Annotated in this window: 11 protein-coding genes; 9 read left to right on the top strand and 2 right to left on the bottom strand. The window is 71.6% G+C overall.

The genetic code is table 11. The annotated features are described in order from the left end of the window. Positions 1-112: 112 nt before the first annotated feature. A complete protein-coding gene (locus ACIBEI_RS36095) occupies positions 113-1,069 on the bottom strand; it encodes a helix-turn-helix domain-containing protein (RefSeq protein ID WP_398894651.1) in 957 nt (318 codons plus the stop codon). A gap of 383 nt (positions 1,070-1,452) precedes the next feature. Between ACIBEI_RS36095 and ACIBEI_RS36090 the strand changes: the two genes are divergently transcribed. The 5 genes from ACIBEI_RS36090 (at position 1,453) to ACIBEI_RS36070 (ending at position 5,773) form a co-directional block, all read left to right on the top strand. Next, on the top strand, positions 1,453-2,982 hold the full coding sequence (locus tag ACIBEI_RS36090) for an ATP-binding protein (protein ID WP_398894650.1): 1,530 nt from the start codon (positions 1,453-1,455) through the stop codon (positions 2,980-2,982). Beyond that, on the top strand, positions 2,979-3,395 hold the full coding sequence (locus ACIBEI_RS36085; protein ID WP_398894649.1) for a roadblock/LC7 domain-containing protein: 417 nt from the start codon (positions 2,979-2,981) through the stop codon (positions 3,393-3,395). The genes ACIBEI_RS36090 and ACIBEI_RS36085 overlap by 4 nt, the downstream gene beginning before the upstream one ends. After that, positions 3,392-3,751, top strand: coding sequence for a DUF742 domain-containing protein (locus ACIBEI_RS36080; RefSeq protein WP_055616678.1), 360 nt, complete (start codon positions 3,392-3,394; stop codon positions 3,749-3,751). Before ACIBEI_RS36085 ends, ACIBEI_RS36080 begins: the two co-directional genes overlap by 4 nt. After that, the gene (locus tag ACIBEI_RS36075; protein WP_398894648.1) at positions 3,729-4,397 is read left to right on the top strand and encodes a GTP-binding protein; all 669 of its coding nucleotides are present in this window, start codon (positions 3,729-3,731) and stop codon (positions 4,395-4,397) included. The genes ACIBEI_RS36080 and ACIBEI_RS36075 overlap by 23 nt, the downstream gene beginning before the upstream one ends. 62 nt (positions 4,398-4,459) lie before the next feature. Beyond that, positions 4,460-5,773: a cytochrome P450 gene (locus tag ACIBEI_RS36070; RefSeq protein WP_398894679.1), complete on the top strand. Its 1,314-nt coding sequence runs from the start codon at positions 4,460-4,462 to the stop codon at positions 5,771-5,773. 436 nt (positions 5,774-6,209) lie between these two features. Here the strand turns inward: ACIBEI_RS36070 and ACIBEI_RS36065 are convergent, their stop codons facing one another. Then, entirely contained in the window at positions 6,210-7,463 is a 1,254-nt protein-coding gene (locus ACIBEI_RS36065; protein ID WP_398894647.1) for a cytochrome P450, read from the bottom strand. A gap of 199 nt (positions 7,464-7,662) precedes the next feature. Here ACIBEI_RS36065 and ACIBEI_RS36060 point away from each other — a divergent pair, with 199 nt between their 5' ends. The 4 genes from ACIBEI_RS36060 to ACIBEI_RS36045 all read left to right on the top strand — a co-directional run bounded on the left by ACIBEI_RS36060 (position 7,663) and on the right by ACIBEI_RS36045 (position 13,900). Beyond that, positions 7,663-8,046 (top strand): hypothetical protein, encoded by a 384-nt coding sequence (locus tag ACIBEI_RS36060; RefSeq protein ID WP_398894646.1) that lies wholly within the window; start codon positions 7,663-7,665, stop codon positions 8,044-8,046. 347 nt (positions 8,047-8,393) lie between these two features. Continuing rightward, entirely contained in the window at positions 8,394-9,569 is a 1,176-nt protein-coding gene (locus ACIBEI_RS36055) for an MFS transporter (RefSeq protein ID WP_398894678.1), read from the top strand. A gap of 81 nt (positions 9,570-9,650) precedes the next feature. Next, positions 9,651-11,417 (top strand): beta-galactosidase, encoded by a 1,767-nt coding sequence (locus ACIBEI_RS36050; protein WP_398894645.1) that lies wholly within the window; start codon positions 9,651-9,653, stop codon positions 11,415-11,417. After that, positions 11,417-13,900, top strand: coding sequence for a beta-galactosidase (locus ACIBEI_RS36045; protein ID WP_398894643.1), 2,484 nt, complete (start codon positions 11,417-11,419; stop codon positions 13,898-13,900). The genes ACIBEI_RS36050 and ACIBEI_RS36045 overlap by 1 nt, the downstream gene beginning before the upstream one ends. Positions 13,901-13,940 lie beyond the last annotated feature (40 nt).

The following is a 13,940-nucleotide window of genomic DNA, read 5'->3' as shown; positions in this document are numbered from 1 at the left end:
GACATTCCGACGCGTCCCCGCACCTGACGGACGAGCCGAAACCCCCAACCACCCAGGGGCGCGGGGAACTGCGCGACCAGCCCCCACCCACCCGCAGGCAAACAAACAACCCTCACCGCACCCCGTGCCGCATCTCCCGAGGACTGACCCCGAACCGCTGCTTGAACGCCGTGCTCAGCGCACTCGCCGACGAGAACCCCGACGCATACGCCAGATCCGTGATCGTCATGTGCTCACACTCCCCGCACTGAAGCCGATCCCGCACAAGCCGCAACCGCTCCTCACGGATCAACTCCCGCGGCGTGGTCCCCACCCGCTGCAACGCCAGCTGAATCTGCCGCAACGACCACCCGAGCGCCCGCGCCATCGACGTCCCGGTGAGCCCGGGATCCGCCGCGTGCTCCCGCACATGACGGCGTACCACCGCCTCGACCTCCGTCAGATGCCCGGACGAGTCGGGCCGGTCGTCCCCGACAGCGATCATGCACAGCAGCTCGACGATCCGGTCGGACACGGCGTTGAACTCGGTCGTCGTCAGACTGTCCCGCTCCGCCGACAGGCTCTCGATCATGGCGCCGACGACCCGCCCCAGCCCGGTCGTCAGATCGATACCGGTCGCCAAGGGCGATTTCCGGTTCAGCGGCCCGTCGATCTCACGGGCCGGTATGGAGAAGATGATCCCCCGCAACGACGCGTCGTGGAGCAGCTCGAACGGCGCCCCGAGCGTCATCAGACTCCCCGCACCGGGCGTGAGCCGCGCCTCCTGGTCGTCCTGTCGCAGCACCAGTTCCCCGGAGAGCGGGAGCAGGAACCGATAGTCGGGATCGGGTTCCTGCCGCACGAGCCGCGGCGTACGGACGTACTCGATCTTGTCGCAACTCCAGTCGACGATCTGGTACGTGTCGGTGCCCTGCCGGACCATCTCGCCGCGGAACGTCTCGGGGCTCGCGTATCTGAAGTCCATCCGGGTCTGGTACGACCCGACATGCTCGCTCCAGAAGTCGGTCCGCTCACGCGGATCCACCTCACCGGTCGTCTGCGACTCCACGATGTAGGTTCCCGCGGGCAATGCGTTTCCTCCGCCCAGAGTGTGCCCGGCCGAGGCCGACACGCCTGATCAACTGGAGTTCTGGCCACGGCAGTTACGGCTCGTAAGCGTAGTGCACACATTCCGTTTATGCGGTTCGAGCGGAACATGTGAGTGCGAGCGGAACATGTGAGTGGCGGACGGCATCCGCACGTACTCAGTGGCGTGCGAAGCCATCCGTGCGCCCCGCGTGCCACGGTGCGCCTCACGGCAACTTCCTTGCGCGCGCGGAAAAGTGCGCGCGCCCGCTCGCGACTACCGTCGGGCGCCGCGTCCCCCATCCCCCACGCCCCTCATCCCGCACACCCAACACACCCACCCCCCCGATCACCGCCCTCCCCGCCTTTGAGAACTTCGAGGACTCCATGAAGGAACAGATACCGGAGGCGGTGTTCTGGTGCGTGGCCGTCGGCCTGCTCGCCGTCACCGTGCTGCTGGTGCGCCAGCGCGGGATCACCGCGCGGCTGCGCCGACGCACCACCGAGCTGGCCGAGGACGTGCGCACCCGGGAGGACGAGGTGCGGCACCTGGTCGCCGTACGCCTGCCCGCGATGGAGGAGCACGGCCCCCAGCAGCCGCTCGCCGGCGTGGGCCTGCTCGACGCCGGACTCTCCGGCAGCGGTTTCGCGAAGTCCCTCGACCACGTCCTGGAGCGGTTCGCCAACGCCGTGGAGCACGCCCAGGCCCGCGCCGACCAGTCCGCGAAGGCCGCCCTGAAGTCGTCGATGCGCTCGATCCAGGCGCTGGCCAACGAGCAGCAGGTCGCCATCTCCGACATGCAGGACCGCCACGACCGCCCCGACGTGCTGCGCGACCTGCTCGAGATCGACCACGCCAACGCCCAGTTCGGCCGCCGGGCCCAGGCCATCGCCGTACTGTGCGGATCCTGGCCGGGCCGCCAGCGCTCCACGTCCGCGCTGATCGAGGTCGTCCGCGGTGCCACCTCCCGCATCCGCGACTACCGGCGCGTACAGATCCACGGCCAGGCCGACATCGCCGTCGAGAGCCGGGCCGTCGAGCCGGTCGTGCTCACCATCGCCGAGCTGCTGGACAACGCGGCCCGCCACTCGCAGCCCAACACCAAGGTCGAGGTCAACGTCCAGTCCGTGCACAACGGCGCCTGCGTGATCATCGACGACGCGGGTGTCGGCATGGACGCCCACGCGACCGAGCGGGCCGCCGCCCTGCTGTCGGGGCAGTACGCGGTGGACGTCACCCGCCTCGACGACCCGCCCCAGTTCGGGTTCGCCGTCATCGGCGTGCTCGCCGCGCGCTACGGGTTCAGCGTCTCCGCCGACACCCGCTCCCCGTACGGCGGCGTCCGTACCGTCGTGTTCCTGCCGTCCGCCCTGCTCACGCACCGGGACATCGCGGAGGAGCTGCCGCCCGTGACCGCACCGCCCGCCCGCGCCGCCTCCTCCCGTACGCCGGCCGCGTCTGCCCGTACGACCGAGTCTGCCCGTACGACCGAGTCGGTCCGGATCGCCGAGCCCGGTCGTACGCCCGTGTCCGCCGATGTGTCCGAAGCGTCCGATGCGTCCGAAGCGGCGCTCGCGTCGTCCGCCGGCTCCGCCTCCGTGGTTCCATCCGCCTCCGCCTCCGGCGACGAGCCGGTGTCCGGCCGATCCGCAGGGCTGCCGTTGCCCGCCGAGACGGGGGCCGCGGCCGCCACGGCCACCACGGCCGGTGGGCTGCCCAAGCGGCGCCGGCGCGCCCAGGCGCAGGCGGAGCCCGCCGCCGTGACGCAGGAGCCGCCCGCGCCCCTGGACGATCCCGGTGACCGCTCGGCCGAGGAGACCGCCCGCCGCATGGGCGCGTTCGCCCGCGGCACGCTCCACGGCCGTGCCGCCCAGGACACCACCCCCCACGAAGACGAAGGGAACATCCAAGGATGATCGAGCCCACCACGAACAACGAGTTGGGCTGGATGCTCGATGAGGTCCTGAAGGTCCCCGAGGCGCGTCACGCGATCCTGCTCTCGGCCGACGGCATGCTCCGGGCCCACTCCGCGGACATCGGCAGGGACGACGCCGAACGGCTTGCCGCGGGGCTCTCCGGCGTCCAGTCGATCAGCCGCAGCACCGCCGAGTTCTGCGGCAGCCCGCAGACCCCCTGGCGGCAGACCCTGATCGAGTTCGCGCACGGCTACGTCTTCCTCGTGGCCGCCGGAGAGGGCGCCTACCTCGCGGTGTCCACCACCGAGCACGTGGACATGGAGGCCGTCACGTACCGCATGCACAAGCTCGTGGACCGGCTCGGCAAGGAACTGACCAGCCCGGCGCGTCGGGACGCCGGCAGCCCGGCATGACACCGCCCAGGCGTCCCGGAGGGAAGCTGGTGCGGCCGTACGTCGTCACCGACGGCCGCTCCCACCCGACCCGCAACACCCTGGACCTGGTCACGCTGCTGATCGCCGCCGACGATCTGCCGCTGACCGGACTGAGCCCGGAGAAGCGGGCGTTGATGGAGCTGTGCAGGCCCGGCGCGCTGTCGGTCGCCGAGGTGGCCGGACATCTGGCGCTGCCGGTCAGCGTCACCAAGGTGCTGATCGCCGACCTCATGGACAGCGGCCACGTCGTCACCCGCGCCCCCATCCCGTCCGCCCGGCCGTCCGAGACCCGCATCCTCCAGGAGGTCCTCGATGGGCTCCGCGCCCGCCTCTGAAGACAGCCCCGCCGGGGGCGTCTACCTGCCGAGCGGTGTGCAGACCGCCGTCAAGGTCCTGATCGTGGGGCACTTCGCCGTCGGCAAGACCACCTTCGTCGGCGCGCTGTCCGAGATCCGGCCGCTGCGCACGGAGGAGGTGATGACCCAGGCCGGCGCGCTCGTCGACGACCTGGCGGGCACGAAGGACAAGACGACCACCACCGTCGCCCTCGACTTCGGCCGTCTCACGCTCAACGACTCGCTCGTGCTGTACCTCTTCGGCACGCCGGGGCAGCAGCGCTTCACCGAGCTGTGGCAGGACATGACCCGCGGCGCGCTCGGCGCGCTCGTCCTCGCCGACACGCGCCGCCTCGGCCAGTCCTTCGACGTCATGGGCGTCCTGGAGGAACTGGGCCTGCCGTACGCCGTCGCCCTCAACGACTTCGACGACGCCTGTGCCGAGCACGACCTGGAAGAGGTCCGTGAGGCCCTCGACCTGCTCCCCGAGACACCCCTCGTACGGTGCGACGCCCGCGACCGGATCTCCTCCACGCACGCGCTGATCGCCCTCGTCGAGTACCTCCTCACCCGCAATGCCGGCAGCGCCGACGACAGGGCCGGCACGGCCGGCAGTCCCGGCGACAGTGAACTGGAGCACGCGTGACCTCCCCCGAAGCCCACGGCCCCGTCTCCGCGCCACCTGAGGGCTGCCCCTTCCACCACCCCATGTACGGCCCCGAGTTCGCCGCCGACCCGGCCGCGACCTACGGCAAGCTGCGGGCGCACGGCAACACCGCGCCCGTCGAACTCGCGCCCGGTGTGCGTGCCACCCTCGTCACCGGGTACGAGGCCGCGCTGCACGTCCTGCGCAGCCCCGAGACCTTCTCCAAGGACCCCCGCCGCTGGCGCGACCTGGCCGACGGCACCGTCGCGCCGGACAGCCCGATCGTGCCGATGATGATGTACCGGCCGAACGCGCTGTTCACCGACGGCGAGGAGCACCGCAGGCTCCGCGGCGCCATCACCGACAGCCTGGCCCGTGTCGAGCCCAACACCCTGCGCGGATACGTCGAGCGCAGCGCCGACACGCTGATCGACCTCATCGCGCCGCGCGGCGAGGCCGACCTGCTCGGTGAGTACGCCCAGGTCCTGCCGCTGCTCGTCTTCAACCGGCTCTTCGGGTGCCCGCCCGACCTCGGTGAGCGGCTGGTCGAGGGCATGTCCGGGATCTTCGACGGCGTGGACGCGGAGAAGGCCAACGAACTGCTCACCGTGACCCTGCTCGACCTCGTCGCGCTCAAGCGGGCCCGGCCGGGGCAGGACATGACGTCCTGGATGATGGCCCACCCGGCCGCCCTCACCGACGAGGAGATGATCCACGAGCTCGTTGTCCTCATGGGCGCGGGCACCGAGCCCCAGCAGAACCTGATCTCCAACGGGCTGCGGCTGCTGCTCTCCGACGACCGGTTCGCGGGCAGCCTCGGCGGTGGCAGCCTGCCGGTCGAGGACGCGCTCGACGAGGTCCTGTGGACCGATCCGCCGATGGCCAACTACGCGGTGCACTATCCGGTTCGGGACGTCGTGTACGAGGGGACGTTGCTACGGGCCGGTGATCCGGTCGTCATCAGTCTCGCCGCCGCGAACACGGATCCGGCGCTGACGAATGATCAGCGTGCGGGTAATCGCGCCCACTTGGCGTGGAGCGCCGGGCCGCACAACTGCCCCGCGCAGAGCCCTGCCCGGTTGATCGCGGCGGTGGCGGTCGAGAAGCTGCTCGACCGCCTGCCGGACGTGGAGCTCGCAGTGCCGGTGGGTGACCTGGAGTGGCGGCCGGGGCCGTTCCACCGGGCGTTGGCTTCGCTGCCGGTGCGGTTTCCGGTGGCGCCGGTGAGTGGGGAGACGGTGGGGGGTCGGGAGGGCGTGCGGCGCCCGGTGCCGCCCGCGTTCGCCGGCGGCGGGCAGCCGGAGGCGCCGACGCCTGCGCCGGTCCGCCCGGAGGGCGTGTGGGCGCGGCTGCGGGCGTGGTGGCGGGGTGAGTAGGTAGAGGCGTGTGGGTTGTCTGCGGGTTCGTTGTGGCTGGTCGCGCAGTTCCCCGCGCCCCTGGGGTGGTTGGGGGTTCCGGCTCGTCGTCCGGGTGCGGGGCCGCGTCGGAATGTCCGCCCGCAGCGGAGACCGCAACCCACACTCCCAAGCCGACCGCCTCCCCATGTCCCCGTAAGCTGCGGCCACACATCCCGCCACGTCCCCTCCGGCCGGTGCCCCTTCAGGGGCGCGGGGAACGGCGCGAGCAACCACGACGGACCGGCACGTGTCGAACCGGCCTGTGCACAGGCGTCTTCAGGGGCGCGGGGAACGGCGCGAGCAACCACGGCGGACCCGCACGTGTCGAACCGGCCTGTGCACGGGTGCTTTTAGGGGCGCGGGGAACTGCGCGACCGGCCCCCACCGGCCCGCAGCGTGGCCCCGGCCGCATCCGTCAGCCGTTCGGGTTCAGCCTTACCGGCAGGTACCGGTGGCCGTTGGAGATGAAGGAGGCCACCGGAGTCAAGTCCTGGTCAGAGACGGCCAGTTCGAGGTCGGGGAAGCGCTCGAAGAGGGCGGGGAGCGCGATACGGGCCTCCATACGGCCGAGCGGCGCGCCGAGGCAGAAGTGGACGCCATGGCCGAAGGCCAGGTGCTCCTTGCCGAGGCGCGTGACGTCGAACCGGTCCGCGTCCACCCCGTGGTCGACGGGGTTGCGCCCGGCGGCGGCGTACGCCGCGAGGATCGCCTCACCCTTGCCGATCACCACACCCTCGGGCCCGCCCAGCTCACCGACCGCCAGGTCCTCCACGGCGTACCGCAACGGCAGGCTGGCGACCGGAGCCTGGACCCGCAGGGTCTCCTCGATCACGTCGTCCCAGGTGGCACGCCCCGCCCGGACGTGCGCCAACTGCTCGGGGTGGGTCAGCAGAGCGTGAATCGCGTTGTCGATGAGGTTGACCGTCGTCTCATGCCCCGCGCTGATCATCAACACCAGCGTGTCGAGCAGCTCCTGCTCGCTCAGCCGAGTGTCACCCTCGTCGTCGCGCGCGGCGATGAGCCCGGAGGTGAGGTCGTCGCCGGGCGACTCCCGCTTGGCGGCGACGAGTTCACCGAGGGCCGCGTACAGCCTCGTATAGATGTCCGTGACCTCCTCCGGCGTGGCGGCGGTGTTGAAGATGCCGTCCACGACGGCCCGCAGCTCCGCGCCCTTCTCCTCGGGCAGTCCGAACAGCTCGCTGATCACCTGGATCGGCAGCGGATAGCAGAGCTCCTCGCGCAGATCGACGACCTCGCTCCGCCGCCCGGCCTCGTCGATACGGTCGAGCAGGGACTTGGCGATCTCCTCGACACGCGGCTGGAGCGCGGCCGTCCGGCGGGCGGTGAACGCCTTCGCCACCAGGGTCCGCAGGCGTTTGTGCTCTCCGCCGTACGCCGTGAACATGTTCTGTACGGCGACCCAGGTGAACAGCGGCCACTCCGGGGAGATCTCCCCGTTGATCCACAGCGGCCAGTGCTGTCGCGGGTCCTTGGAGACCCGTGGGTCGGTGAGCAGTTTCTTCAGCAGGTCCGTACTGCTGACCGCCCAGGCCTCCACACCGTCGGGCAGTTCGACTCGGGTCACCGGACCGCGCTCCCGTATCCGTGCCGCCTCGCCGTGGATGTCGCGACCGGACGGGTCGATGACGATGGAGCCCTGCTCTGACATGGGAGCCTCCCAGTATCTGAAACGCGAACCGCACAACATCAATACGGCGAGTGACGTTACGCGGCCGTAGGGTTCGCGAACGAGAGCGCGCGGGACGTGCTGCGCATGTCGACAAGTTCCCTACGCGTACTGGCAAGTTGGTGAATCGGGTCCGCCCTAGGGTCGTGCTTCCCGTGCGAGAGGCGGTGAGTTCCGGACCATGCCGAGCAGCGATGCCCCCAGGTGGCTGCGGCCCCTCGGGCCGGGTGTGCGGACGCTGCCTGCCGGCGAGTGGTGGGACGCGGTGCGGGTTCCGCTGGCCACGGGCCTGAGCATCCTCGAACACCTCGGGCCGCGTACGGGAGCCGTCATCGAGGACGGCTACGGCGGCAGCGGCATTCTGTACTGGCTCGTCCCGCCCGGCGAGGCCGCCGACTGGAACCTTCCTCCGGCCCAGATCCTCGGCTCCGGCTCCCATGTGGCCATCCCGCCGCGCCACCGTACGTACGCCCCCGGCCCGCACTGGCGGGTGCCGCCGACCAGGACCCGGCACTGGACGGATCCGGCCGGCCTCCACGCCGCCCTGCGCGCCTCGTTGTCCTGACCGGCTCCGGGCGTCCCCGGCCGGACTCCCGGCCGGACTCCCGGCCGGACTCCCGGCCGGACTCCCGGCCGGACTCCCGGCCGGACTCCCGGCCGGACTCCCGGTCGAACTCCCTGCCGGGTCGCGACCTTGCCCGCACTGCCTTGCCGCAGAGATCTTGACGCCTTGAGTTACCGGTAACATCATGGTTCTCGTAGCGCTGCCGCCGGCGTCCGGGCCGGCTCGTCGCCCACGGGAGCGTGGGCCGTCCACTGGAGTCCCGCGTGAGTGACCACGTGACAGGTCCGACGACCGCGCAACCGGTCGCGAGCGTCCCGAAGCATGCCCAAGTGGCCCCGGAAGAGCCCGTGTTCAGCCCGGCGGCCGTCGTCGCCTCCTGCGTCGGCTTCGTCCTCATCGGTGCGCTCCAGGCGCTGTACGGTCCCGCGATCCCCGCCTTCCGCGAGGAGTTCGGGCTCTCGCCCTCGGCGGCCGGGCTGGGGCTGAGCGCCCACTTCGTCGGCGGGGTCGCGGGGGTCCTCCTCTTCGACCGGCTGTACGGGCGGCTCGGCAACCGGCAGATCCTCGGCGCCTCGTATCTGCTGATGGGCGTCGGCGCGGCCGGGTTCGCGCTGGCGCCGAACTGGCCGCTCGCCCTGGCCGCCGCCCTGCTCGCGGGGCTGGGCTTCGGCGGCATCGACTACGGGCTCAACCAGCTGTTCGCCGTCGGCTTCGGCCATCGCTCGACGGCCATGCTCAACATCCTCAACGCACACTTCGGCATCGGCGCGATCCTCGGCCCGGCCCTGATCGGCCTGGTCGGCTCCGAGCGCTATCCGGCGGTCTTCCTCGTCTTCGCCGCCGCCAACCTGCCGCTGCTGCTCTGCCTCAGGGGCGTACGCGACCATGTGCCGCATCCCGCCACCGGCGGTGCGGAGGCCGGTCGTGGCGGGCAGGTGCTCGGCCGCAGCCTCGGGTCCGTACTCGGCGTCTTCGTCACCCTCTACGTCCTGCACGTGGGCATCGAGGCGGGCGTCGGCGGCTGGGAGCCCACTCATCTGGAGACCGTGGGTTACGGCGCCGGGGTCGCCGCCACCGCCACCTCCGTGTACTGGCTGATGATGACCGTCGGCCGATTCCTCGTGGCCCCCATCGCGCTGCGCTACTCCGCCCAGGCCATCATCACCGTCTCGTGCGCCGGCATGACGGTCTGCCTGCTGCTGGCCGCCGTACCGGGCCTCGCCCCCTACGCGTACGCCGGTGTCGGTCTCTTCATCGCGCCGATCTTCCCCACCGGGCTGCCCTGGCTCAACAGGGCCGCCCCGAAGGCCCGTAGGGCCGGAGCGGTGGTCATCGCCGCGTCCATGGCCGGCGGAGTCGCGGCCGGACCCGCCCTCGGCAAGGCCATCGAGTGGTCCGGCGTCCGTGCGGTGCCCCTTCTGCTGAGCGCGGTCTCGGCGCTGTGCCTGGCGGCGACGGTGTGGCTGATCCGCGCGACGCGGACCGCCGATGCCGATGCCGATGCCGATACCGACATCCGCTGACGAAGACTCCCCGGCCCGGCCCAGCCGGTCCCCGCCCCCAACTCCGTGCCCGAACTCCGTTGAACCGAAAGGAAGTTCCGCATGTCCGCTCTGACGACGTCGTCCGACGGTTTCCTCCTCCACGGCGAGCCGTTCCGCATCATCTCCGGCGCGATGCACTACTTCCGCATCCACCCCGACCAGTGGACCGACCGGCTCCGCAAGGCCCGCCTGATGGGCCTCAACACGGTGGAGACGTACGTACCGTGGAACCTCCACCAGCCGGAGCCCGGCACCCTCGTCCTCGACGGCTTCCTCGACCTGCCGCGCTTTCTCCGGCTCGCCCGCTCCGAAGGACTGCACGTCCTGCTGCGCCCCGGCCCGTACATCTGCGCCGAGTGGGACGGCGGCGGCCTGCCCTCCTGGCTGACCACCGACCCCGACATCCGGCTGCGCAGCAGTGATCCCCGCTTCACGGACGCGCTCGACCGCTACCTCGACCTGCTGCTGCCCCCGATCGTGCCCCAACTGGCCGCGAACGGCGGCCCGGTGATCGCCGTCCAGGTGGAGAACGAGTACGGGGCGTACGGCACCGACACCGCGTATCTCGAACACCTCGCCCAGTCCCTGCGCTCGCGCGGCATCGAGGAACTCCTCTTCACCTGCGACCAGGCCAACCCCGAGCACCTGGCGGCAGGCAGCCTGCCCGGCATCCTCAGCACCGGCACCTTCGGCAGCAGAATCGCGCCCTCCCTGGAGCAGTTGCGCGCACACCGGCCCGAAGGGCCCCTGATGTGCGCGGAGTTCTGGATCGGCTGGTTCGACCACTGGGGCGAGCCCCACCACGTGCGGGATGCCGACGATGCCGCCGCAGATCTCGACCGGCTCCTCTCGGCGGGCGCCTCCGTCAACATCTACATGTTCCACGGCGGCACCAACTTCGCCTTCACCAACGGCGCCAACCACGACCACGCGTACGAGCCGATCGTGACGTCGTACGACTACGACGCCGCCCTCACCGAGTCCGGCGACCCGGGACCCAAGTACCACGCCTTCCGCGAGGTGATCGCCCGCCACGCCCCGGTCCCCGACGAGCCGGTCCCGGCGCCGTCCCGCAAACTCCCGCTCACCACGGTGGAGTTGGACCGCCGGGCCGCACTGCTCCCGAACGCGACGGCCCTGGCCAAGCCCGTCCGCGTCGACGCCGACCCGGTGACCGCGGAGGAGCTGGGCCTGCGGTCGGGCTACGTCCTCTACCGCACCACGGTCCCGGTCCACGGCGACGGACTCCTGCACTTCTCGGGCGGCGTCGGCGACCGCGCCCAGGTCTTCGTGGACGGCGCCCCCGTCGGCGTACTCGAACGTGAACGCCACGAGGAGGCCCTGCCCGTACGCGTTCCGCGGGCCGGCGCCTCGCTCGACGTGCTCGTGGAGAACATGGGCGGCGTCAACTACGGTCCGCGCATCGGCGCGCCGAAGGGCCTGCTCGGCCCGGTCACCTTCAAGGGCACGGCTCTGCAGGGCTGGGACTGCCATCCGCTGACTCTCGACAACGTGGGCTCCGTGCCCTTCGTCCCGGCGTCCGAGGCGCCCGCGGACGCCGGTCCCGCCTTCCATCACGGCACCTTCGAGGTCCGAGCGCCGGCCGACACGTTCCTCTCCCTGCCCGGCTGGACCAAGGGCCAGGCTTGGGTCAACGGCTTCCACCTCGGCCGCTACTGGAACCGCGGCCCACAGCGCACGCTGTACGTCCCGGCCCCCGTACTGCGCCGCGGCACCAACGAGCTGGTCCTGCTGGAGCTCCAGGCCACGACCGGCACGCGCGCGCTGCTCACCGACACCCCCGACCTCGGCCCGGTGAAGCCCTGATGCCCCACCACCTGCGCGTTCCCGCGCCCGTCGCACCGCCGTTAGCAGGCCATCTCCCCTTCAGCGACGCCCCCGGCGTCCCCGACCCGATCGAGGTCACCAGCCGCTGTCTCACCCGTGGCGGCCGCCCCTGGTTCCCGGTCTCCGGCGAATTCCACTACACCCGCTACCCGGCCCGGGACTGGGAGGAGGAGCTCCTGAAGATGAAGGCGGGCGGGGTGACGGCCGTCGCCAGCTATGTCATCTGGATCCACCACGAGGAGGCCGAGGGCCGCATCCGCTTCGACGGCGACCGGGATCTGCGGCGGTTCGCCGAACTCTGCGGCCGCCACGGCCTGGACTTCATCCCGCGCATCGGCCCCTGGTCCCACGCGGAGGTGCGCAACGGTGGCTTCCCCGACTGGCTGCCGGCCCGCGGCTGCACCCCGCGCACGGACGATCCGGCCTACCTGGCCCCCGTACGGACCTGGTTCGAGGCGGTCGCCAGGCAGCTGCGCGGGCTCGACCGTGCGCACGGCGGCCCGATCGTCGCGATCCAGATCGAGAACGAGCTCTACGACCAGCCCGGCCATCTGCTCACACTGAAGCGCATGGCACAGGAGGCCGGGCTGAGCGCCCCGCTCTGGACGTCGACGGCCTGGGGCGGGGTCCAACTCCCGCCCGACGAACTGCTTCCGCTCTACGGCGGCTACCCCGAGACCTTCTGGACGGAGGCGGACGGAGGCTGGCCCGACACCTGCCGCAAGCACTTCTTCTTCACCCACCAGCGCGACGACGAGGGCATCGGCGCGGACCTGCGACCGACCGCCGTACGCGGCGGTGATCCGGCACCCACGGACCGATTCCCCTGGGTCACCTGCGAGTTGGGCGGCGGCATGGCGGTCGCCTATCACCGGCGCCCGTACGTCGATACGGCCGATGTGGGTGCCCTCGGTCTCACCAAGATCGGCTGCGGCTCGGTGTGGCAGGGCTACTACATGTTCCACGGCGGCACCAACCCGCAGGGCGAGCTGACAACCCTTCAGGAGTCCCACGCCACCGGATATCCCAACGACCTCCCCGTCCTGACGTACGACTTCCAGTCACCGCTCGGCGAGTACGGCCAGTACCGGCCCTCGTACGACGAACTCCGGCTCCAGCACCTGATGCTGGCCGACTTCGGTCAGCTGATCGCGCCCATGGAGTCCGTGCTTCCCGAGCGGCGGCCGGCCGGGCAGTACGACCGGGAGACGCTCAGGTGGGCGGTCCGCGCGGACGGACGGTCCGGGTTCCTCTTCGTCAACAACCATCAGCCGCACGAGCCGCTGCCGGACCATCCGGACACGTCGTTCACGGTGGAGTTCCCGGACGCCGGTGAACTGACGTTTCCCAGCGCACCGGTGACGGTCCCTCAAGGAGCCTATTTCTGCTGGCCGTTACGGCTCGACGTGGCCGGGCTGCGGCTCGACTGGGCCACCGCCCAGCCCGTCTGCACGGTCGACGCGGACGGCCGTACGGTCCTGGTGCTGGCCGCCGTCGACGGGATCGACCCCGAACTCGCCCTGGACGCAAGCACGTTGAGGTCTGTCTACGCGCCGACGCGGGAGGTCTCCTCCGTCGGCGGGCGCGTCCTGATCACCGGGCTGCGGCCCGGCACCGACGCTCTCGTCGAGGTCGTCACCACGGACGGCGACCGGGTCGGCCTCCTGGTCCTGGACGCGGCGACGGCCCGTACCGCCTACCGGGGCGTCGCGTGGGGAGCGGAGCGGCTGGTGCTCTGCGCCGACGGTGTCGTCTTCGACGAGCGGGCGGGGGACGGCCGGGGGCACGGGGACGGGCAGGAGGCTGGTCAGGGGCGGGACGAGGTGCGGGTGCACAGCCGGCAGGCCGGGGACCTGTCGTTCGCGGTGCTGCCCGCGCCGGAGCGGACGCCGGTGGTGACGGAGACGAATGGAGTGAGGGCGGTAACTGGCGTGACCGGGGCCGTCGTTCGGGAGGCGGCGGACGGGGTGCTCACGCGCTACACCGTGCAGGGCGGCGGCCGTCACACCGTCGTGGAGGGGGCGGCCACGCTGGTCCGGGCCGCCGCGGGCCCGGCGCCCGAGCCGGTGACGGGCGTGCTGGGCCGGGCGAGCGCGCCGGCGGACAAGTACTTCGACACGGCGACGGCCGCCGAGTACGCCGTCGCCCTGCCGGACGGACTTCCGATCCCGGGCACCCTCCTGCGCGTCCACTGGACCGGAGACGTGGCGCGGGCGTACGTGGGGGACACGCTCGTGGCGGACCAGTTCGCCGCGGGGCGCGTCTGGGACATCGCCCTGGACCGGCTCCCCGCGGACGCCCTCCGGGAGGAGGGCCTGCGGCTGCGGGTGCTGCCCCGGCACGCGGACGCCCGGGTGTACGTGGCGGCGGAGGCGGGCGGAGACGAGGGAGGAGAGGTGGCGGCGCGGATCCGGCGCGTCGAGTGGGTGACGGGCCGTACGTGGGTGATGCGGGCGGGCTGAGCCCCCGAGGCCCTGCCGCCGGGGCCCTCTCCCTCCCGGC

The organism is Streptomyces sp. NPDC050988 (assembly GCF_044456225.1).
Taxonomy (GTDB): domain Bacteria; phylum Actinomycetota; class Actinomycetes; order Streptomycetales; family Streptomycetaceae; genus Streptomyces.
The sequence above is the reverse complement of the archived record's forward strand: the minus strand, read 5'-3'. Positions and strand labels throughout refer to the sequence as shown.

What these genes read in the sequence shown, in the direction of transcription:
- ACIBEI_RS36045 (WP_398894643.1), top strand. Translation starts at nt 11,417, where the DNA reads ATGCCCCACCACCTGCGCGTTCCCGCGCCCGTCGCACCGCCGTTAGCA.
- ACIBEI_RS36090 (WP_398894650.1), top strand. Translation starts at nt 1,453, where the DNA reads ATGAAGGAACAGATACCGGAGGCGGTGTTCTGGTGCGTGGCCGTCGGC.
- ACIBEI_RS36060 (WP_398894646.1), top strand. Translation starts at nt 7,663, where the DNA reads ATGCCGAGCAGCGATGCCCCCAGGTGGCTGCGGCCCCTCGGGCCGGGT.
- ACIBEI_RS36080 (WP_055616678.1), top strand. Translation starts at nt 3,392, where the DNA reads ATGACACCGCCCAGGCGTCCCGGAGGGAAGCTGGTGCGGCCGTACGTC.
- ACIBEI_RS36050 (WP_398894645.1), top strand. Translation starts at nt 9,651, where the DNA reads ATGTCCGCTCTGACGACGTCGTCCGACGGTTTCCTCCTCCACGGCGAG.
- ACIBEI_RS36065 (WP_398894647.1), bottom strand. Translation starts at nt 7,463, where the DNA reads ATGTCAGAGCAGGGCTCCATCGTCATCGACCCGTCCGGTCGCGACATC.
- ACIBEI_RS36070 (WP_398894679.1), top strand. Translation starts at nt 4,460, where the DNA reads ATGTACGGCCCCGAGTTCGCCGCCGACCCGGCCGCGACCTACGGCAAG.
- ACIBEI_RS36085 (WP_398894649.1), top strand. Translation starts at nt 2,979, where the DNA reads ATGATCGAGCCCACCACGAACAACGAGTTGGGCTGGATGCTCGATGAG.
- ACIBEI_RS36075 (WP_398894648.1), top strand. Translation starts at nt 3,729, where the DNA reads ATGGGCTCCGCGCCCGCCTCTGAAGACAGCCCCGCCGGGGGCGTCTAC.